We start from the raw sequence: 21,256 nt of genomic DNA, 5'->3' as shown, positions 1-21,256 counted from the left end.
TTGTGAGGGAGTGTTACCAATTGCCTAAGGTTTCAGTTGTGATGCCTGTCTATAATGGCGCTCAACATTTGCATGAATCCATTGAGAGTATTCAGCGGCAGACGTTTACAGATTGGGAGTTTATTATCATCAACGAATTCGGATCTAATGACGGATCTGCTGAAATTGTGGAGATGTACGCTAAGGGCGACAAGCGGATTCGGTTGGTTCAGAATGATCAACGTTTAGGATTAGGGGAGTCATTGAACAAAGGCATAAGGCTAGCTGAAGGGCAGTACATTGCTCGTATGGATGCGGATGATCTTTCGCATCCCACGCGATTTGCTAAACAAGTGGAACTAATGGATGCCAACCCCAATGTAGCCATATGCGGAACGTATCAGAACCATTTCGGTCCTGGTATAAATTGGGTTCATAGGCCGCCAGTTAAGGCAGAGCAAACACGAACTAATTTGCTATTCAAATGCGATCTGTGTCATTCTACGCTAATGTTAAGAAAAAAGATGATAATTGATCATGATTTGTTCTACGACAATACATATTTGAATGAGGATTTCGAGTTATGGACGCGTGTATTAGTCGTTGCGGATATTGTTAATATTCCAGAAGTGCTGGGCGAGTACCGTCACGGGGAAAATAACATAACAAAACAAAAGAAAGAAGCTTTGGAAATTGAAAGTGGTTTGATCGTTGCTAACTCTTTGTTGCGGAATCTCCATATTTCCATTTCGCAAGAGGACCATGAACTGTTCAATAGCTGGAGAAATGTTTTTCAACAAGAATCGGATGTAGATAAGCGGGAGAATATGTTGGAACGCTTGAAGCTTATTTTACAAAGGATATGGGAATCGAACAAACGAATTGCGTTCTATGACTCGGTGAGTCTTGAAGATACACTAGTCGCCAAATGGAGATGGGCACAACATAACGTAGTGAACTATGTTAGAGATTACTGCACGAATCAGCTTGAAGTGTTGCGGGAAAGAAAGATATATGTATTTGGCGCTGGCGAGGTTGGTCGGCATGTCACCGTTTTTCTGCAGGAACGAGGGATTCGTGTGGCGAAGGTGATTGACAATTATTCCTCCAAACAAGGTTCAAGCTTCGAGGGGATTTCGATCTGTTCTTGGGACGACTATCTACAAGAGGCGACAGAAAATAATTTTATTCTGATAACTCTCCTCAACGATGAAGAAGTGGTGAAACAAATAGAATTCGCTCAAATTCCAAAGTCTAGGTATGCTTCGATTTTGCAGGAAGCTTCTAAGGACGTGACTGCTGAGTTATTATCCTCGTTGGAGTAACTACGCATTGGGGGATATTGGGGTTATGCCGAATAACGACTGTGAGTATTCGACGACAAATGAGTAGGTCTGATCGTAATGAACTAACCTTATTGCTCAAAGGAAAAGCGGAGGATAATTTGATGGTAGAAAAAAATGAAATGAATCGTTTTTTTAAGTTGTCTCAGGAGGTTTATGCTAGTTTGGCGGACCCTCTGTCCAAAGCTCTTTTTGCGGTTCGAATGCAATATAATTTAACGAATAGTTATAAGTCTTTATTTGATATGGTTGAATTGAGTCCTAGTTTTGCAGGAAAAGATTCAGGACGGAAGTTGCTTGGGGAGCGATTACAACGAATAAACAAGCAGGATGGCACTCGATTAATCATCTATGGGGCAGGTTGGTTTGGGGGCGCGCTGCTCGAACTATTCGATAAAGTGGATTGGTATGCATTTTGTGACAAAGACAGTAGCAAGCTAGGAACTACATATTTCAATCTCCCCGTTATTTCACCTGAGGAATTGATAGTCAATCATAAGAGTGATCATGTGGTTATCAGTTCTCCGTTTATTTATGAAGAGGTTTACAAGGAACTACAGAGGTCAGGGTTTCCTGTGGATCAAATTATTTTTGGGGATATACTCGCACAGTTTCAAAGTTCTTCTGGATTTCAATGTGATACTAAAAATCAGTACTTCGAAGCTCCTATAATGATTCCTCAACCCAATGAAGTATTTGTTGATGCTGGTTGTTGTGATTGTGGAACATCGTTGCTTTTTAGAGAGTGGTGTGGGGGGAACTACGACAAAATTTATGCATTTGAGCCAGACCCGGAGTGCTATGACAAATGTCAATCCGCCATTAATCAAGAACAGCTCCACAATATTGAACTTCTGAATGCTGGGGCATGGAGCTGCGATGATCAATTGAATTTTAATTCCGCAGGGGATGGGGCGTCTTCAATTAATTCTGAAGGGGCTATCTCGATTAATGTACGCAGCATTGATGGCGTGTTGAAGGGGGAACGTGCTACTTTAATTAAATTGGATATCGAAGGTGCGGAGTTGCAAGCGCTGAAAGGAGCGCGTGAAACGATCGTCAAACATCGTCCTAGGTTGGCAGTGTGTGTATATCACAAGCCTGAGGATTTGTTGGAGATTCAGTTATATTTACAAAGCCTCATACCAGATTACAAGTTTTACATCAGACATTACAGTAATTTCTGGTGTGAAACAGTACTATATGCGGTTTAAGAGTTATTCAATCTGAATATCCGAACAAAGACATTTCCTTTATTCTAATGTGTTCAGATGGTGCAAAATCCAATCAAGTAGATTATTGCAAATTTTTGATAATTTGATCATGGATGCGTTTGCCAAGACATAGTGTGGGGACTAACCATATTAGAGGGGTTGGGGGTAGTTTTATGACAGAAGTAAACGAAATAAATCGTTTTTTTAAGTTGTCTCAGGAAGCTTATGCGAACTTAGCGGATCCTACATCGAAAGCACTTTATACAGCTCGAATGAACTATAATTTAACAAACGATTACAAATATTTATATGAGATGTTGGAATTGACCCTTAAATTCCAAAAAATGATAGAATTAAGTGGGGAGTTGCGGCGGATAAGCGAGCAGAGTAATGCGCGACTAATTGTTTATGGCGCCGGTGTGTTTGGGAGACTATGGATTCCTGCATTTAAGGAATTTAATTGGTATGCTTTTTGCGACAAGGATACTACCAAGCAAGGAACGACCTATTGCAATCTACCTGTTATTTCACCTGAGGAATTGATAATCAATCATAAGAACGATTATGTTATCATAGGCTCTCCGTTTATCTATGAAGAGGTATTCAAAGAATTGCAGATATTGGGATTCCCTGCGGATCATATTGTTTTTGAGGATATAAGACTTTCATGGGATGAGAGCCAGTATTTCGAAGCTCCTATTATAACTCCTCAACCCAATGAAGTATTTATTGACGCAGGTTGTTATGATTGTGGGACAGCATTGCTTTTTAAAGAGTGGTGCGGGGGGGATTATGACAAAATTTATGCATTTGAGCCTGACACGACGAACTACCGTAACTGTCAGTCTATTATCTATCGAGAAGAGATTCGTAATATTGAACTTCTGAATGCAGGGGTTTGGAGCCGCGACGATCGATTGCAGTTTGACGCTAGGGGAGATTCGGCTTCTTCGATTGATTCTGAAGGAGTAAATTCGATTAATGTACGAAGCATAGACAGTGTGTTGCAGGGAGCACGTGCCACGTTTATTAAGATGGATATCGAAGGCGCAGAACTGGAAGCCTTGAAGGGAGCACGTGAAACGATCGTCAAGTATCGTCCTAGATTGGCAATATGTGTATACCACAAGCCGGAGGATATGTTGGAAATTCAGTTGTTTTTACAAAGCCTAGTGCCGGATTATCAGTTTTATATCAGACATTATAGTTTTGCCGATAATGAAACGGTACTGTATGCAGTTTAAGGGCTGTTCCGAGTTTATGAATTCTAAGTCTATAATCAGGTCGGCTAGTAGACATGGTTCGAAGACGGTATGACTAATGTTTGCAGTTCGTGGGCCACTTCGCGACAAGAGCGGACCAGTCGGATCATTGCCTTATACAGCAACCTGTGATGTGGGCAGCGGGACAGTCTGTCGCTCACTATTCACAAATCCATTGAGAAAATGATAACGGTTTGTGGATTAATTTGAGCATCATGTGACAAGACTGTTCGTATAATCGGTTTGACACCGCTTACAAAAAACAATTGACACCAATCTTTACCTAATGTTATATTCGAATTGTGGGCTGGGTACTGGTGCCTATGTCTAACGTCATTTGAATATGAAGGGAATGTTTAACACATGCAAGGTAAAGTAAAATGGTTCAACGCAGAAAAAGGTTACGGTTTCATTGAAACAGAGCAAGGTGGCGACGTGTTCGTTCACTTCTCGGCTATTCAAATGGACGGTTACAAAGCTCTTGAAGAAGGCCAAGAGGTCGAATTCGACATCGTGCAAGGCGCACGCGGTCCTCAAGCAGCTAACGTTACCAAATCGTAATCCTACCGGCGCGATCGCCGAACTCACATACAAGCAACGTAGCGCTTCCCTGGAGCAATCCAGGGTTTTTCTTTTTCTAAAAGGCATTTGCAGTTAATAAGCCAAGTTTTCAAAAAATTCAAAATTATTAACGGAATGTTTTGAAACGCCCATCGCGGATGTGATATTATAGAGGTAAGCAAAGGAGGAGTTGCCCCATGAAATACAACATTCGAGGTCAGCGTATGGAAGTCACAGATGCATTAAGAGAGTACGTCGAGAAAAAGCTGAGTCGTCTGGATAAGTATTTTGAAACACCTCCACAATCCGATGTTAACGTAACCCTAAGCGTTACGAAAGGCCATCAGGCCGTCGAGGTTACGATTCCACTTCCGGGAGCAATGCTTCGCGCCGAAGAGAAGCGGGACGATATGTACGCTGCGATCGATTTCGTAGTGGACAAACTGGAAAGACAAATTCGCAAGCATAAGACGAAGATCAACCGCAAATTCCGCGAACCGGGCTCGGCGAGAGCTTTGTTCATAGAAGATTTCGGCGTCGGGAACAGCGTAACGACATTGGCCCGCGACGAGGACGAAGATATGGAACTCGTCAGAACGAAGCGGTTTAATTTGAAGCCGATGGATGTCGAAGAAGCGATTCTGCAGATGAATCTTGTCGGCCACAACTTTTACGTGTTCGCCAATACCGAGACGAAAGAAGTGAACGTAGTTTACCGTCGGAACGACGGCAGGTACGGACTGATTGAAGCGCAATAATCCATAACAATAACAATTCAGCCTCAGCGATCTCGCTGGGGCTTTTCATTTTGTCTCCATCTGCTCGCCGCCCGCCCCGAAGTACAATCCTCCCAGCCCCCTTTTCCATATGATGAAGAACGGAACGCATAACTGCCAACCTGGCAGCTATGCAAGCAAGGAGGTTCTGCAATGGAGGTTTTTTGGCGTGGCCGAAAAGTGCTGATAACCGGGCATACGGGCTTTGTGGGGAGCTGGCTAGCTTTAACGCTGATTCGGCAAGGCGCAGTGGTGAACGGTTATGCGTTAAGGCCGGATACAGAGCCAAGCTTATATAGCCTGGGTGGGATTGATCAGTTACTCACCGACAACTACGGAGACGTTCAAAATCTGGACGATCTGAAGAAAACTATGCTTCAATCCGAGCCGGAGGTTGTTTTCCACCTTGCCGCCCAGCCTCTCGTACGCCGTTCGTACGCCGATCCGGTCTCTACCTTCGCAACGAATGTAATGGGTACGGTTAATTTGCTCGAGTCCGTTCGGCGCTGCCCTTCGGTTCGGGCAGTTGTCGTTGCGACGACAGATAAGGTATACGAGAACCGGGAGTGGATATGGGGATACCGGGAAAATGAACGCCTTGGAGGTAAGGATCCGTATTCGGCTTCGAAGGCGTGCGCAGAATTAGCGACTCATGCGTATTCGGAGTCGTTTTTTCCGGCGGGGCGTTACACGGAACATGGAGTAGCCGTGGCTACCGCGAGGGCCGGCAATATTATCGGCGGGGGCGACTGGTCCGAAGATCGTCTCGTCCCGGATTGTCTGCAAGCTCTACAGCAAGGAAGCGAAATGACTCTGCGGCACCCGCATGCGACACGGCCTTGGCAGCATGTGTTGGCGCCTGTAGAGGGGTATTCGCGATTGGCGGAGTGTTTATACAAAGAGGGATCTGCGTACGGAGGGGCTTGGAACTTTGGGCCGGATGACCGCGATGTACAGACAGTCGGCCATGTTGCGGAGCGGCTTCGGCAATTGTGGGGAGCGGGCGGGGGGCTTTTAACGTTTGATATGGAGAAACCGGGCTGGCCGGAGGCTCAAGCCTTGAAGCTCGACAGCTCCAAAGCTGCCATTCGACTTGGCTGGCGTCCGCGTTGGGATCTGCACACGGCACTCCTCAAAACGGTAGAGTGGCACAAAGCCTATTTGAAAGGAGCAAACGTCGCTGAGCTATGCCTTCGCCAGATTGCCGAGTATGAGGAGGGGGAGGCGAGATGACGATTACACTGGGCTCGATTTGGCAAGTTCAATGGAAAGGGGAGCTGCGGTCGGCGATTGCTGTAACCGATAGCGACGACAGCGGTGAAGCACAGTTTATGATGCTGAAGCCTGAGGCGAACCCAAGTAGTGCAACTGAATCGGACATTGTTGCGGGCAAAACCTACACGCTCTCCGAAGATCAGGTCGAGGTCTTCTTGGCCCAGGCGGAGAGCCGACTTCTCGAAGCAGTCCTCAGAAAACGAGTTCTGCTGGAGACGGCTCGCCATTATCGGGTGAAACACTCCCCGAAGAAGGTTTTTTCTCCTGGTCAAGCAATCTCCTATGGAGGTCGCTTCTTTGACGAACGCGAGGTGCTTAATCTAATCGATTCGTCGCTTGATTTCTGGTTGACCGGCGGCCGGTATGTAGAGCGCTTTGAAAAAGGGCTTGCCGACTATCTCGGAGTACGGTATGCGCTTGTGACGAACTCCGGTTCCTCCGCCAATTTACTGGCTTTTATGGCGCTAACCTCTCCGATGCTGAAGGATCGAAGAATTCGGAAAGGCGATGAGGTCATTACGGTTGCGGCTTCTTTTCCGACGACGGTGAACCCGATCGTGCAGTTTGGTGCCGTGCCCGTATTCGTCGATATCGACCCGGAAACCTACAATATCGACACTGTCCATCTGGAAACGGCGCTAAGCGCCCGAACGAAAGCGATTATGATCGCGCATACGCTGGGCAATCCGTTCGACTTGCAGCGTGTTCGTGCGTTTTGTGACAAGCATGGGCTGTGGCTGATTGAGGATAACTGCGATGCTCTGGGTTCAAAATATTTTTACGAAGGGCAATGGCGGCTGACGGGAACGGTCGGCCATATCGGCACGTCCAGCTTTTATCCCCCGCATCACATCACGATGGGAGAGGGCGGAGCGGTGTACACGAACGATCCCCGGTTGAAAAGAGCCATCGAATCGTTCCGTGACTGGGGACGGGATTGTTGGTGCGCTTCCGGTAAGGACAATACGTGCAAGCGGCGGTTTTCTCAGCAATTCGGCGAGCTCCCGGCAGGCTACGATCACAAGTACGTGTACACGCATTTCGGTTACAATCTCAAGATTACCGATATGCAGGCTGCTATCGGGTGCGCGCAATTGAAGAAGCTTCCGACTATTGTCGCTGCCAGACAATGCAACTGGAGGATGCTGCACGAAGGCCTGCTCCCGTTAGCTAATCTGTTCTGTCTCCCAAAAGCGACAGAAAACTCCGATCCAAGCTGGTTCGGTTTTCTACTGACTGTAAGGGATAACGCGCCCTTCACCAGAGAGGAGATCGTTCGACACTTAGAAAGCAGGGGCATACAAACGCGCATGTTGTTCGCGGGAAATCTGTTGCGACAGCCCTTGTTTGACGAGATGCGGGCCTCCGGGCAAGGATATCGTGTCATTGGGGATTTGACCCATACGGACGAGGTCATGAATCGTTCTTTCTGGCTGGGGGTGTACCCGGGCTTGGGCACGGAGGAGATTCGGTATATGGTAGAGGAGATTAAGCGTTTTGTAGTGTCGAAGGGATGAGTTTGATGTCTGAGCCTGCACATGATATAATCCAATTAAATAACATTCGGACGCGAAGCACGCGCCGCTCGACTTCTTCTATGGAGTTGGGCGGCGTTTTGTTTTCACGATGCGTATGTCCCTCATGGCGTTATTATCGGTACTGCACTCCCTGACAAGGTGAGGTATAATAAAGGGACAAGTTGCACGAGTTCGGATATAAGTTTCATTAATGGGGAGGGGAAACGAAATGGATGAAACAAAGGAGATTCTGCTTGCCATTAAGCACAGCGTAGAAATGATGGATGCCAAGATTACCAGGATGGAACGCGATGTTGCCGAACTGAAGACAGACGTAGCGGAACTGAAGACAGACGTAGCGGAACTGAAGTCAGGTGTAGCCGAACTGAAGACTACCACAGCCTCATTAAAATCAGATTCGGACGAACTAAAGAACGGCCAATTGAGGCAAATGCGTCTCCTCGAAACGTTATGCCTTCGTTCATTAGAACAAGAAAACATCGTGCGAGACCTCCAACTTAACAAGCCCTGATCTAATCCATCTCCACGCTGCCCGCCCGGGCAGCATTTTTTTATATCTAATGACTTCCGTTTCCAGCTGTCCTTTCTTGCTCCAATACCCCCAAACTGTTAAAATGTAAAGATATAGTTAGCCCGAGAGAGAGGGGTACATTCGATTATGATGGGACTTGTCAAAAAAATATTCGGAGATGCCAATGAACGTGAGGTGAAACGGCTTCTCAAAACCGTCGAGCGAATTAATGGACTTGAATCCTCCATTTCCTCGCTGAGCGACGATCAGCTTCGCGCGAAGACGGACGAGTTCCGTGGACGCATTGCCAAAGGCGAGTCCTTGGACGACATTCTTCCCGAAGCGTTCGCAGTCGTGAGGGAAGCGTCCAAACGCGTGCTTAACATGCGTCATTTCGACGTACAGCTCATCGGGGGCATGGTGCTTCACCAAGGCAAAATCGCGGAGATGAGAACCGGCGAAGGCAAGACGCTTGTCGGTACGCTCTCGGTTTATTTGAACGCGCTGCAGGGCGAAGGCGTTCATGTAATTACGGTCAACGACTATCTGGCCCAGCGCGACAGCGCTCAGATGGGACAGATCTATACATTCCTTGGCATGACGGTGGGTTGTAACCTTCATGGGCTTTCGCATGAGGAAAAACAGGAAGCTTATGCTTGCGATATCACTTACGGCACGAACAATGAGTTCGGCTTTGACTACTTGCGCGACAACATGGTTCTGTACAAGGAGCAGATGGTTCAGCGTCCGCTTCACTATTCCATCATCGACGAAGTCGACTCCATTCTCATCGACGAAGCGCGTACGCCGCTTATTATTTCCGGACAAGCGCAGAAATCGACCGAGCTGTACTATGCGGCAGACCGGCTGGTCAGCAAGCTGACGGACACCGAAGACTTCACGGTCGATATTAAATTGCGCACGATTGCTCTTACCGAGACTGGCGTAACGAAGGTCGAGAAGGCCTTCAACATCGACAACCTGTTCTCGCACGAGCACGTGACGCTGAATCACCACGTCAATCAAGCGCTGCGCGCACGTTATATTATGAAGCGCGACGTCGATTACGTCGTTCAGGAAGACGAAGTCGTTATCGTCGACGAGTTCACCGGACGTCTGATGGCCGGCCGCCGCTACAGCGAAGGTCTTCACCAAGCGATCGAAGCGAAGGAGCAGCTCACCGTACAGAACGAGAGCATGACGCTCGCGACGATTACGTTCCAGAACTACTTCCGGATGTACCGCAAGCTGGCCGGTATGACCGGTACGGCTAAGACGGAGGAAGAGGAGTTCAAGCGCATTTACGGCCTTGAAGTCGTTCAAGTGCCTACGAACCGTCCAATGATCCGCAACGATATACCGGACGTCGTGTACAAGTCCGAGAATGGCAAGTACAAGTCGGTCGTTGAAGAGATCGTCAAACGTCACGCGACAGGTCAGCCAGTACTTGTCGGCACCGTCTCGATCGAGAACTCCGAGCGCATCTCGGAGCTGCTCAAGAAGAAGGGCATAACCCACCAAGTGCTTAACGCCAAGTATCACGCAGAGGAAGCGGCGATCATCTCCAACGCGGGACAGTACGGCGGAGTCACGATCGCGACGAACATGGCCGGCCGTGGTACGGATATCCTGCTGGGCGAAGGCGTTGCCGAGAAGGGCGGCCTACACATTATCGGCACGGAGCGCCACGAGTCTCGCCGGATCGATAACCAGCTTCGCGGCCGCGCAGGACGTCAAGGCGACCCGGGCTCCTCGCAATTCTATCTGTCGATGCAGGACGAATTGATGAGACGGTTCGGCGCCGACAACATTATGGGGATGATGGAACGCCTCGGCTTTGACGAGGAATCCCCGATCGAGAGCAAGCTGATCTCGCGTGCGATTGAATCGGCTCAGAAGCGGGTTGAGGGCAGCAACTTCGACACACGCCGAATCGTCCTGCAGTACGATGACGTAATCAACCTGCAGCGGGAGAAAATTTACGGAGACCGTCGCGCGATTCTTAATGCGGAGAACATCCGCGATATCGTCTCCGGCATGATTCGTTCCGTTATCGCGAAATCGGTCGAGAATCATTGTCCCGACAGCGACGTCCCGGAAGATTGGGATATGGACGGTTTGGTCGCTTACGCGCATTCCCATTACCTGCCGGAAGATCGCCTGACGAAGGACGATCTGTGGGGCAAGGAAAAGGACGAGATGATCGAACTGATCGTCGGTCTGGTCGACAAGCTCTACGACGAGCGTGAAGAGTCGATCGGCGTAGAGACGATGCGCGAGTTCGAGAAGGTCGTCGTTCTTCGCGCCGTTGACAGCAAATGGATGGATCATATCGATTCCATGGATCATCTGCGCCAAGGCATTCATCTGCGCGCATACGGCGGCAACGATCCTCTCAGAGAATATCAGTTCGAGGGTCATAACATGTTCCTCGCCATGATTGAACGGATCGAGGAAGAAGTTACGCTGTATATTACGAAGGCGCAAGTTCAGGCCGCACCGAAGCGCGAAGCGGTTGCCGAGGGCCAAGCCGTGGACACGAAGGCGGAAGAGGGACCGAAGAAGCCGAAAACTCGCAGCGCCAGCGTCGTCGGTCGCAACGATCCGTGCCCGTGCGGCAGCGGAAAGAAATACAAAATGTGCCATGGTCGCATAGAATAGAGAGCTGCCCGATGCTGCCGTCCTGCGCCTAGAAGGCGGGGCGGCAGCGCCGCGCAGGGCCTAAGATTTCAACGAGGTGATACAACGATGTTCGAGTTAGACCCATCTGTTAAGCAAGACCTTCGCGCCAACGCGAAGCGATTACAGCAACTTAGGGGGTCTCTTTGACTTAGATCTGAAGAAGGAACAGATCGAGAACTATGAAGTCAAAATGAGCGATCCGAATTTCTGGGACGACAACGAGAAGGCGCAAGCTCTAATCGGCGAGATGAACGCGATTAAATCGGTCGTCGACCAATACGAGAGCTTGGCCGCGGAGTGCCAAGATCTCGAAGACATGCTCGAGATTCTCGAAGAGGAAGCGGACGAGGCGCTTGGCGAGGAGTGGAGCGAGAGCGTCGGGAAGCTTTCCGCCAAAGTGGACGCCTTCGAGCTGACGCTGCTGCTGAACCAGCCTTACGACAAGCTGGACGCGATTCTCGAGCTGCACCCCGGCGCGGGCGGTACGGAGTCGCAGGACTGGGCGCAAATGCTGTACCGCATGTACACGAGATGGGCGGAGAAACGCGGCTTTAAGGTCGAACTGCTTGACTACCTTCCTGGCGATGAGGCGGGCATCAAGAGCGTGACGATCCAGATTCGCGGTCACAACGCCTACGGCTATCTGAAAGCGGAGAAGGGCGTGCATCGGCTCGTCCGGATTTCTCCGTTTGACGCTTCGGGAAGGCGGCATACGTCCTTCGTTTCCTGCGATGTCGTGCCGGAAATCAACGATGAGATCGAAGTCGAGATCCGTCCCGACGATTTGCGGGTCGATACGTTCCGTTCCAGCGGCGCGGGCGGCCAGCACATCAATAAGACGGATTCCGCGATCCGGATTACCCACTTGCCGACGGGAATCGTCGTAGCCTGCCAGACGCAGCGCTCCCAGATTCAGAACCGTGAGAAAGCGATGCAGATGCTGCGCTCCAAGCTTTACGAGCTGAAAATTCAGGAGCAGCAGCGCGAGCTGGCCGAGGTTCGCGGCGAACAGATGGAGATCGCCTGGGGCAGCCAGATTCGCTCCTACGTTTTCCATCCGTACAGCATGGTTAAAGATCATCGCACACAGGTGGAGACCGGCAATGTCGGCGCAGTCATGGACGGCGAGCTCGATTCCTTCATCGACGGCTACCTTCGCAGCCAGATCAAGCAGGAAGCGCAATAATCGAGGCGCAGCATCCGACTAAGGGGCTGTCCCATAAGCCAACCAAGTTGCTGTGAAAGATAATCGATGAACAAGGTGCAAGGTGTATGTACCTCCTTCCGATGCTATACGCTCCTGAAATGGGAATGGGTAAACCCGTGACAAGGTAATCTCAGGAGCGTATGAGGCAGTCTCCGGGAAGGTACATACACCTTTTTGTCTATCGAACCTCTCAAGCAACTCTGCTTATGAGACAGCCCCTTTCCCATGTCGTTTAACGGCTCGGCAAAACCGATGCAGAGAATGTGAGGAAAGTAGCGGTAATCCGTTAATTCCTTGTACATAATGAAGGTAAATCGTAAAAGAGAGGCAGAGCCATGAGTACAATCGACGAACGGAAACCTATCGTCCCCGCTCTTCCGAACAAGAGGAGAGCCCCTCGCTTCTCCCAAAACACCCGTACAGTATTCAGCTACGTCGCTATGCTGGCCGGAGCTTTCTTCATAGCGGCCAGCTTCAATCTATTCCTGCTGCCCAACCGAATCGCTTCGGGAGGCGTATCGGGGATTTCCATCATTTTGAATACATTAACGCACATTCCGGCCGCTTATACGCAGTGGGCGCTCAATATTCCGCTGTTTATTGCAGGCGTGCTTGTGCTTGGCAAACAATTCGGCGTGAAGACGGCGGTTGGCTCTATCGTGCTGCCTCTATTCGTACTTCTTACCTCCCATTGGACACCGCCTACTAGCGATCCGCTCTTGTCTGCCATTTATGGAGGGCTCGGCGTGGGGATCGGACTGGGCCTTGTTTTTCGCGGAAGGGGCTCTACCGGAGGGCTGGACGTTGCGGCGCAAATTCTTCATCGAGTGTTGGGCATTCGTCTCGGCCTCGCGGTTGCGATGCTGGATGGTCTCGTTATTTTATCCGCAGGATTATTCATCTCTCTGGAGAACGCGCTATATGCGCTTATCGCTCTGTTCACGACAAGCAAAACAATCGACGTCATCCAAACCGGGCTGCAAACCTCGAAGGCCGCCTACATTATCTCCCGCGATCCGGAACGGGTATCTGCGGCGATTTTGCACGAGCTGGATCGGGGGCTGACGCGTTTGCAAGGCACAGGAGGGTTTACGGGCGACGATCGTCCGGTGCTGCTGACCGTCGTCGGGCAGAACGAAGTGCTAAAGCTTAAATTGCTTGTTCGAGACGCCGATCCCGATGCTTTCGTCATTATTACGAATGCGGCGGAAGTGTTGGGCGAGGGGTTTAGGGACGAGCGAATATAACCATTGCATAAATAATACATCGAATGTATAATAATACACAACCGAACCGGACGAAAAATGGCGGAAGCCGCTCAAGAGTACATCTTTCATTCCCTAGCGTAATCCGTTACAATTGAGAATGTTTGGGCAAACCGCAACTCTATTCGCAACCGAAAGTCCTGACAACGGCGCAAGCCGTTTCTTGGCGATTCATCCTTTTCTAAACTATGGAGGATACTATTATGAATGCTAAGCAAATCCGCGCGGCCATTGTCGGGTCCACCGGCTATGGCGGCGTCGAACTCATTCGTTTATTGGAGTCTCACCCTTATGTGGCGGTTACGTCCGTCATCTCTTCATCCAGCGCGGGCGCTCCGATCGCTGACGGTTATCCGCACTTGACGGAGATCCGCACCGATCTGCTCGACGATGTCGACGTGGATTTGATTCGAGACAAGGCGGATGTCGTCTTCTTAGCCACACCGCATGGCGTCAGCATGAAGCTGGCTTCTCAGTTTCTGGAAGCGGGGCTGAAGGTGATCGACCTTTCCGGAGATTTCCGGTTGAAGTCGGGAGACGCGTACAAGCAATGGTACAAACACGAGCCGGCCGACCCGGCGCTCGTAGAGCGTGCAGTATACGGTCTGTCCGAGGTGTATGGAGAACAGGTCAAGACGACCGATTTTGTTTCCAACCCGGGCTGCTTTACGACAACGTCCTTGCTCGGTCTGTATCCGGCGGTTAAATCCGGCTGGATCGATCCGAACTGCATCATCATCGATGCGAAATCCGGCGTTTCCGGAGCGGGACGGGGTCTCAATCTAAGCTCTCATTATTCGGAAATCAACGAAAACTTCAAAGCCTATAAACTGAATAGGCACCAACATACGCCAGAAATTGAGCAAGTACTGTCCGAGGCGGCGGGACGTCCGGTAGTAACGACCTTTACGACTCATCTCGTGCCCATGACCCGGGGCATTATGGCGACGATGTACGCTACGCTAACGGAGAAACGTTCCGATGCAGAGATCGTCGAGCTGTACCGTCAATTTTACGAAGGTCGCAAGTTTGTCCGCGTTCGTCCTGCCGGTCATTGGCCGGCGACGAAGGAAGTGTACGGCACGAACTACTGCGACATCGGCTTCTCCGTGGACGAGAGGACGGGACGACTGACGATCATTTCCGTCACGGACAATCTGGTGAAGGGCGCGGCCGGCCAAGCGATTCAAAACTTAAACCTGCTGATGGGCTGGGACGAGACGCTCGGGCTTCAGTTCACTCCGGTTTATCCATAATAGAGCGGCTCAATTTTACGGATGAGAGGAACGACCGAATATCATGGGAAAACAAAGCTACGCGATCGTGGAAGACGGAGGCGTTACGACGCCAAAAGGGTTTAAGGCCGGAGGGCTACACTGCGGCTTGAAAAAAACCGATCGCCACGACCTGGGAGTCATCGTATGCGAGGTTCCGGCTTCGGCCGCCGCAGTGTATACAACCAACTTATTCCAAGCGGCTCCGCTGTTGGTGACGCGGGAAGCGTTGGGACGAAGCGGCGTGCTGCGCGCGGTTGTCGTGAACAGCGGCAACGCCAATGCATGCACGGGAGCGCAAGGGGAAGCGGATGCGCGCGCGATGCAGGCGAATACGGCGGAAGCGTTGGGCATCAGCAAGGACGAGGTGGCTGTAGCGTCCACGGGTGTCATCGGAGAGCTGTTGAAGATGGATCGCGTTAACGCGGGCATCGAGAAGCTGCCGGGACGGCTGCGAGGTGACAATCAAGGCTCCGACGACTTTTGCCAGGCGATTCTGACGACTGACCTTGTTAAAAAGGTAAGCTGCGTCGAGCTGACGATAGACGGCAAGCAAGTGACGATTGCAGGAGCGGCCAAAGGCTCGGGAATGATCCATCCGAACATGGCGACAATGCTCGGCTTCGTAACGACGGACGCCAAGATCGGCTCCTCTCTGCTGCAAGAGCTGCTGCGCGAAGTGACGAACGTGAGCTTTAACATGATTACGGTGGACGGCGATACGAGCACGAACGATATGCTCGTGGCGATGGCCAGCGGTTTGGCGGACAACAGCGAGCTGACCCGCAGCCATCCAGACTTGGCGGCGTTCGTCGACGGTTTGCGCCATGTGTGCGCCGAGCTGGCGAAAGCGATCGCCCGCGACGGAGAAGGCGCGACGAAGCTGATCGAGACGACGGTTGTCGGCGCGGACAGCGACGATGCGGCGCAGGCGATTGCCAAGACGATCATCGGCTCCAGCCTTGTGAAGTCGGCCGTTTTCGGTGCGGACGCCAACTGGGGACGCATTATTGCCGCTGTCGGTCGCGCCGGAGTGCCGGTTAATGTGGCCACGGTTGACATTCGTCTGGGCGACATTGTCGTGCTGGAGCAGTCCCGTCCGGTTCCTTTTGACGAAGAAATTGCATTGGCATATTTGAAGGGCGATACCGTGGGCATTCATGTTGATCTTAACATGGGAAGCGGCAAAGCGACGGCATGGGGCTGCGATCTGACGTACGATTACGTGCGCATCAACGCCGCTTATCGGACGTAAGGAGAACGGGCGTATGAGTAAACAACGATTTGTGATGAAGTGTGGGGGGAGCACTTTAGCGGCGCTTCCCGACGTATTTTTCGAAGATTTGCGCAGTTTGCAGGAGCGCGGCGTCGAGCCGGTTATCGTGCACGGGGGCGGTCCGGCTATCAACGAGACGCTCGGCAAGCTGGGGATCGAGAGCCGGTTCGTCAATGGGCTGCGTGTAACCGACGAAGCGACGCTTGACGTCGTCGAGATGGTGCTGGCGGGCCGCATCAACAAGGAGATCGTGCGCAAGCTGCAGCAGAACGGCGCGAAGTCGCTGGGCCTGTCCGGTACGGACGGCAAGCTGATTGTGGCGAAACCGGTCGCGAACGCGGACGAGATCGGCCATGTGGGCGATGTCGTCGGTGTGAATGCGGAGCTGGTCGAAGGCGTCATCGGGCTTGGCTACTTGCCTGTTATTGCGCCGATCGGCATCGACGAGTCGGGGCAGCGCTACAACATCAACGCGGATACGGCGGCGGGCGCGGTTGCCTCTTCGCTCGGCGTTGAGACGATGATCGTCGTCACCGATGTGCCGGGCATTATGCGCACCGTGAACGGCGAGAAGCAGGTGCTTCCGGTCGTGACGTTTGCGGACATCGAGGAGATGATTGCCAGCGGCGAAATTTACGGCGGCATGATTCCGAAGGTTCGAGCGGCAATGAGCTGTCTGCACGGCGACGTCAAGGAAGTGCGGATCGTGGACGGCGCGGCGGAGCGGGTTCTCAGCAGGGCTCTGACGGAGGGCGACATCGGCACTCGGATCGTAAGAGCATAAAGGGCGTAAGGCCACACGGTGGAAAAAGGAGCGATTGGGTATGAGTGACAGCGCGTTATTTTCGACATATGCGAGATATCCCATTACTTTGGTGAAAGGGAAGGGCAGCCGCGTATGGGACGATCAAGGGAAAGCGTACCTTGATTTTATGAGCGGGCTTGCGGTAGCGAACCTCGGTCACGTACCGGATGCCGTCAAGGCTGCGCTGGTGAGCCAGCTTGACGAGCTGTGGCACGTCTCCAACCTGTTCCATATCCCTGGACAGGAGAAGGCGGCCAGACTGCTGGTCGACAACAGCTGCGCCGATGCGGTGTTCTTCTGCAACAGCGGCGCGGAAGCGAACGAAGCGGCGATCAAGCTGGCCCGTCGTTACCATCAGAAGCTCAAGGGCAACGAACGCTACGAGATTATTACTTTTACACAATCGTTCCACGGACGCACGCTCGCTACGCTGACCGCGACAGGCCAAGACAAGGTGAAGGAAGGCTTCCTGCCTCTTCCGCAAGGCTTCGTGCATGTGCCTCTTCACGATCTGCCGGCACTCGAAGCAGCGATTACCGACAAGACGGCGGCGATCATGCTGGAGCTGGTTCAAGCCGAGGGCGGCGTTATCCCCGTCGATCAGGACTTCCTGCGGGCGGTTCGCGCGCTATGCGATCGTCACGGTCTGCTGCTGATCGTGGACGAAGTCCAGACGGGCATGGGACGGACCGGCAAGCTGTTCGCTTACGAGCACTATGACGTCGAACCGGACATCTTCACGCTGGCTAAAGGCATCGGCAGCGGCTTCCCGGTTGGCGCTATGCTGGCCAAAGAGCATGTGAAGCCGGCGTTCGTGCCAGGCGCGCATGCGACGACTTTCGGCGGCACGCCGATTGCGATGGCGGTTGTTGCGGCTACGATCGAGACGATGCTGAAGGAAAATGTCGCCGAGAAGGCGGCAGCGGCTTCCGAATATTTGATCGCCCAACTGCAAGAGAAGCTGGCGGGCTTGCCGAACGTCGATCAGGTGCGCGGCAAAGGTTTGCTGATCGGCATTTTGTGCAACGCTCCTGCGGGAGACGCGATCGCCGAATTGCATAAGCGCGGTTTGCTCGTTGTACCGGCGGGACCGAACGTCATTCGGCTGCTGCCGAATCTGCTGGTCACGAACGAAGAGATCGATACGGCGGTCGACCTGATTGCAGCCGTATTGACCGAGCAAGCGGCGGCGAAAGCGGCTCAATAACAGAAGTTGCGGCGGAGCCCGCAGCTTTGCAAATAGAGAAGGAGGATTTGCCATGACTACGGCAGCGAGCCTGGAACAGATTGCGGCACAACTGAAAGGCCGGGATTTTCTCGGTTTGGTGGACTTTAGCCCCGAAGAGATTAGGTACCTGCTCGATCTTGCGGTCGAGATTAAACGTAAACATAAAGCCGGAGAAGCGTATCAGCCTCTAAAGGGCAAATCTCTCGGTATGATCTTCGAGAAATCGTCCACGCGTACGCGCGTATCCTTCGAGGTTGGCATGTACCAGCTAGGCGGTCAGGCGCTGTTCCTGAGTCGCAACGACATCCAGATGGGACGCGGAGAAACGATTCTCGACACGGCGCAAGTCATGTCTCGGTACCTGGACGGCATGATTTTACGTACGTTCGGTCACCGCAATGTCGTGGAATTGGCGCGCGGCGCTACGATTCCGGTCATTAACGCTCTGTCCGATCAGTCTCACCCCTGCCAGGCGCTGGCCGATTATCAGACGGCACTGGAGCACAAAGGCAAGCTGGAAGGACTGAAGGTCGCTTACATCGGCGACGGTAACAATGTACTTCATTCTTTGATGATGGGCGCGGCTAAGCTCGGCATGCATTTCTCCAGCGCATCTCCGGAAGGTTATGACCCGTCCGAGCGCTCCGTCCAGTCGTCGATTGAAGCTGCGGCGGAAACCGGCGGCAGCGTGCGAATTCTGCGCGATCCCCGCGAAGCGATCGAAGGAGCGGACATCGTCTACACCGACGTGTGGGCGAGCATGGGCTTCGAGGAAGAGCAGAAGGAGCGCGAGAAGGCGTTCAAAAATTATCAGGTGAACGAAGAACTCGTGAAGTACGCGAATCCGGATTACCTGTTTATGCACTGCCTGCCCGCGCACCGCGGCGAGGAAGTGTCGGAGGGCGTCATCGACGGCAAGAACTCCGTTATTTTCGACGAGGCCGAAAATCGTCTGCACGCGCAGAAAGCGATCATGGCCGCCATTATGTAAATCTGTCGACCGAACCCGGGAGATAGCGGCAATATTTATTGCATATCCACTTTTCAGTTCAAAGGAGCTTCTAATTTCCATGGCAAAGAACAAAATCGTGCTGGCTTACTCCGGCGGCTTGGACACTTCGGTTATTCTGACTTGGCTGAAAGAAACGTATGACGCTGAGATTATCACCTTCACCGCCGACATCGGCCAGAAGGACGAACTGGACGGCCTTGAGGAAAAAGCGCTCAAAACCGGCGCATCCAAAGTGTACATCGACGATCTTCGCGCCGAGTTCGCGAAAGATTTCATTTTCCCGATGTTCCAGGCAGGCGCTCTTTACGAAGGGCAATACCTGCTGGGCACAAGCATCGCGCGTCCGCTCATCGCTAAGCGCATGGTTGAAATCGCGCAAGCGGAAGGCGCAACCTACATCGCGCACGGCGCAACGGGCAAAGGCAACGACCAGGTTCGTTTTGAACTGACGGCCGCTGCGCTTGCTCCTAACATTCAAGTGCTCGCTCCATGGCGCGACGAGGCGTTCCGCGCCGCGTTCCCGGGACGCGCGGAGATGATCGCTTATGCGGAGAAGCATGGTATTCCGGTTCAAGCATCCGCTGCCAAGCCGTATTCGACGGACCGCAACCTGCTGCACATCAGCTTCGAGAGCGGCATGCTGGAGGACCCTTGGTTCGATCCAAGCGCTCCGGAAGTGGAAGAGATGTACGTGCTCAGCGTTTCCCCGGAGAGAGCTCCGGATCAAGCTGAATATATCGAGCTGGATTTCGAGGCCGGCAACTGCGTGGCTATCAACGGCGAGCGTCTGAGCCCGCTTGACGTCATGGAGAAGCTGAACGAAGTCGGCGGCAAGCACGGCATCGGCCGCGTCGACATGGTGGAAAACCGCTTCGTCGGCATGAAAAGCCGCGGCGTGTACGAAACGCCGGGCGGCAGCATCCTGTTCGCCGCTCACCGCAAAATCGAGTCTTTGACCATGGATCGCGACGTGATGCATTTGCGCGATTCTCTGATCTCCAAATACAGCACGCTTGTGTACAACGGCTTCTGGTTTGCTCCTGAGCGTCTGGCCATCCAAGCGCTCGTCAACGAAAGCCAGCAGAACGTGACAGGCACCGTGCGCCTTAAGCTGTACAAGGGCAACATCATCGCCGCCGGACTGAAAAGCCCGGTCAGCCTCTACAACCCGCACATTGCGACGATGGAGGCCGATCCTACGCAAGCGTACGATCAAGGCGACGCTACCGGCTTTATCCGCCTGAACGCTCTGCGCCTGAAGGTTTCTTCCGGCGTCAACGGAGCTTCCGGCATTTAATCGATAAAGTGTAAAAGGGAGAACCGCGCCCGAAGCCTGCCGAACCATCCCCCGCCAGCCGGGGCTATGACGGGAGGCACCTTCGCCGCGCGGCGCTCCCCTTTTGCCGTTTATCGGCGGGTGGCGTTGAGCGTGAGACTTTGCGCATCGGTTAACGGTCTGTCAGACCGTTACAGGTTCGGGAACGCGAGTGTTTGGTGCTCTAACGGTCTGCCAGACCGTTACAGGCCCGTGAGCGCGGGAGTCTAGTGCTTTAACGGTCCGCCAGACCGTTACAGGTCCGTGAACGCGGGAGGTTTGGTGCTCTAACGGTCTGTCAGACCGTTACAGGTCCGTGAGCGCGGGAGTTTAGTGCTCTAACGGTCCGCCAGACCGTTACAGGCCCGAGAACACGAGTGTTTGGTGCTCTAACGGTCTGCCAGACCGTTACAGGCCCGTGAGCGCGGGAGTCTAGTGCTCTAACGGTCCGCAAGACCGTTACAGGTCCGTGAACGCGGGATTTCGAGGGTATAACGGTCTGTCAGACCGTTACAGGTCCGTAAACGCGGGAGTTTGGTGCTCTAACGGTCTGTCAGACCGTTACAGGTCCGTGAACGCGGGAGTTTGGTGCTCTAACGGTCTGCCAGACCGTTACAGGTCCGGGAACGCGGGAGTTTGGTGCTCTAACGGTCTGGCAGACCGTTACAGGCCCGGGAACACGAGGGTTTAGTGCTCTAACGGTCTGTCAGACCGTTACAGGTCCGTGAACGCG

At 52.5% G+C, this 21,256-nt stretch carries 17 protein-coding genes; all 17 read left to right on the top strand.

Translation table 11 applies throughout. The annotated features are described in order from the left end of the window. The first annotated feature begins 20 nt into the window (after positions 1 to 20). Entirely contained in the window at positions 21 to 1,304 is a 1,284-nt protein-coding gene (locus J4772_RS33140) for a glycosyltransferase family 2 protein (RefSeq protein WP_209073129.1), read from the top strand. 122 nt (positions 1,305 to 1,426) lie between these two features. Beyond that, the gene (locus J4772_RS33135; RefSeq protein ID WP_209073128.1) at positions 1,427 to 2,536 is read left to right on the top strand and encodes an FkbM family methyltransferase; all 1,110 of its coding nucleotides are present in this window, start codon (positions 1,427 to 1,429) and stop codon (positions 2,534 to 2,536) included. Positions 2,537 to 2,709: 173 nt separating this feature from the next. Further along, positions 2,710 to 3,780 (top strand): FkbM family methyltransferase, encoded by a 1,071-nt coding sequence (locus J4772_RS33130; RefSeq protein WP_209073127.1) that lies wholly within the window; start codon positions 2,710 to 2,712, stop codon positions 3,778 to 3,780. A gap of 381 nt (positions 3,781 to 4,161) precedes the next feature. Next, positions 4,162 to 4,359, top strand: coding sequence for a cold shock domain-containing protein (locus J4772_RS33125; RefSeq protein WP_116060605.1), 198 nt, complete (start codon positions 4,162 to 4,164; stop codon positions 4,357 to 4,359). A gap of 197 nt (positions 4,360 to 4,556) precedes the next feature. Continuing rightward, positions 4,557 to 5,117, top strand: coding sequence for a ribosome hibernation-promoting factor, HPF/YfiA family (hpf, locus tag J4772_RS33120; protein ID WP_116060604.1), 561 nt, complete (start codon positions 4,557 to 4,559; stop codon positions 5,115 to 5,117). Between the two features lie 171 nt (positions 5,118 to 5,288). Next, positions 5,289 to 6,368: a CDP-glucose 4,6-dehydratase gene (gene rfbG, locus J4772_RS33115; RefSeq protein WP_209073126.1), complete on the top strand. Its 1,080-nt coding sequence runs from the start codon at positions 5,289 to 5,291 to the stop codon at positions 6,366 to 6,368. Further along, positions 6,365 to 7,927, top strand: coding sequence for a lipopolysaccharide biosynthesis protein RfbH (gene rfbH, locus J4772_RS33110; protein WP_247740922.1), 1,563 nt, complete (start codon positions 6,365 to 6,367; stop codon positions 7,925 to 7,927). The genes rfbG and rfbH overlap by 4 nt, the downstream gene beginning before the upstream one ends. A gap of 229 nt (positions 7,928 to 8,156) precedes the next feature. Beyond that, positions 8,157 to 8,459 (top strand): hypothetical protein, encoded by a 303-nt coding sequence (locus J4772_RS33105; RefSeq protein WP_209073125.1) that lies wholly within the window; start codon positions 8,157 to 8,159, stop codon positions 8,457 to 8,459. Positions 8,460 to 8,606: 147 nt separating this feature from the next. Continuing rightward, positions 8,607 to 11,120: a preprotein translocase subunit SecA gene (secA, locus tag J4772_RS33100; RefSeq protein ID WP_209073124.1), complete on the top strand. Its 2,514-nt coding sequence runs from the start codon at positions 8,607 to 8,609 to the stop codon at positions 11,118 to 11,120. 87 nt (positions 11,121 to 11,207) lie between these two features. Then, positions 11,208 to 12,327, top strand: a protein-coding gene (gene prfB, locus J4772_RS33095; protein ID WP_247740921.1) for a peptide chain release factor 2 whose coding sequence is annotated in 2 segments (ribosomal slippage) — positions 11,208 to 11,285 and positions 11,287 to 12,327 — 1,119 coding nt in all. Because the reading frame shifts where the segments join, the coding sequence is not laid out codon by codon here. 356 nt (positions 12,328 to 12,683) lie between these two features. Beyond that, positions 12,684 to 13,595, top strand: coding sequence for a YitT family protein (locus tag J4772_RS33090; protein WP_209073123.1), 912 nt, complete (start codon positions 12,684 to 12,686; stop codon positions 13,593 to 13,595). Between the two features lie 221 nt (positions 13,596 to 13,816). Next, the gene (gene argC / locus J4772_RS33085; protein WP_247740920.1) at positions 13,817 to 14,869 is read left to right on the top strand and encodes an N-acetyl-gamma-glutamyl-phosphate reductase; all 1,053 of its coding nucleotides are present in this window, start codon (positions 13,817 to 13,819) and stop codon (positions 14,867 to 14,869) included. A gap of 43 nt (positions 14,870 to 14,912) precedes the next feature. Beyond that, positions 14,913 to 16,142, top strand: a complete 1,230-nt coding sequence (gene argJ, locus J4772_RS33080) for a bifunctional glutamate N-acetyltransferase/amino-acid acetyltransferase ArgJ (RefSeq protein ID WP_209073122.1) — start codon at positions 14,913 to 14,915, stop codon at positions 16,140 to 16,142. A 13-nt stretch (positions 16,143 to 16,155) separates the two neighbouring features. Beyond that, positions 16,156 to 16,947 carry an acetylglutamate kinase gene (gene argB, locus J4772_RS33075; RefSeq protein WP_116060596.1) on the top strand — a complete coding sequence of 264 codons (792 nt, stop codon included), beginning with the start codon at positions 16,156 to 16,158 and terminating at the stop codon, positions 16,945 to 16,947. A 40-nt stretch (positions 16,948 to 16,987) separates the two neighbouring features. Beyond that, the gene (locus tag J4772_RS33070) at positions 16,988 to 18,175 is read left to right on the top strand and encodes an acetylornithine transaminase (RefSeq protein WP_209073121.1); all 1,188 of its coding nucleotides are present in this window, start codon (positions 16,988 to 16,990) and stop codon (positions 18,173 to 18,175) included. A gap of 52 nt (positions 18,176 to 18,227) precedes the next feature. After that, complete coding sequence (gene argF, locus J4772_RS33065; RefSeq protein ID WP_116060594.1) at positions 18,228 to 19,187, top strand: ornithine carbamoyltransferase; 960 nt, start codon at positions 18,228 to 18,230, stop codon at positions 19,185 to 19,187. Between the two features lie 79 nt (positions 19,188 to 19,266). Then, positions 19,267 to 20,505: an argininosuccinate synthase gene (locus J4772_RS33060; protein WP_209073120.1), complete on the top strand. Its 1,239-nt coding sequence runs from the start codon at positions 19,267 to 19,269 to the stop codon at positions 20,503 to 20,505. Positions 20,506 to 21,256 lie beyond the last annotated feature (751 nt).

Source organism: Cohnella sp. LGH (genome assembly GCF_017671885.1).
Taxonomy (GTDB): domain Bacteria; phylum Bacillota; class Bacilli; order Paenibacillales; family Paenibacillaceae; genus Cohnella; species Cohnella phaseoli.
The sequence above is the reverse complement of the archived record's forward strand: the minus strand, read 5'-3'. Positions and strand labels throughout refer to the sequence as shown.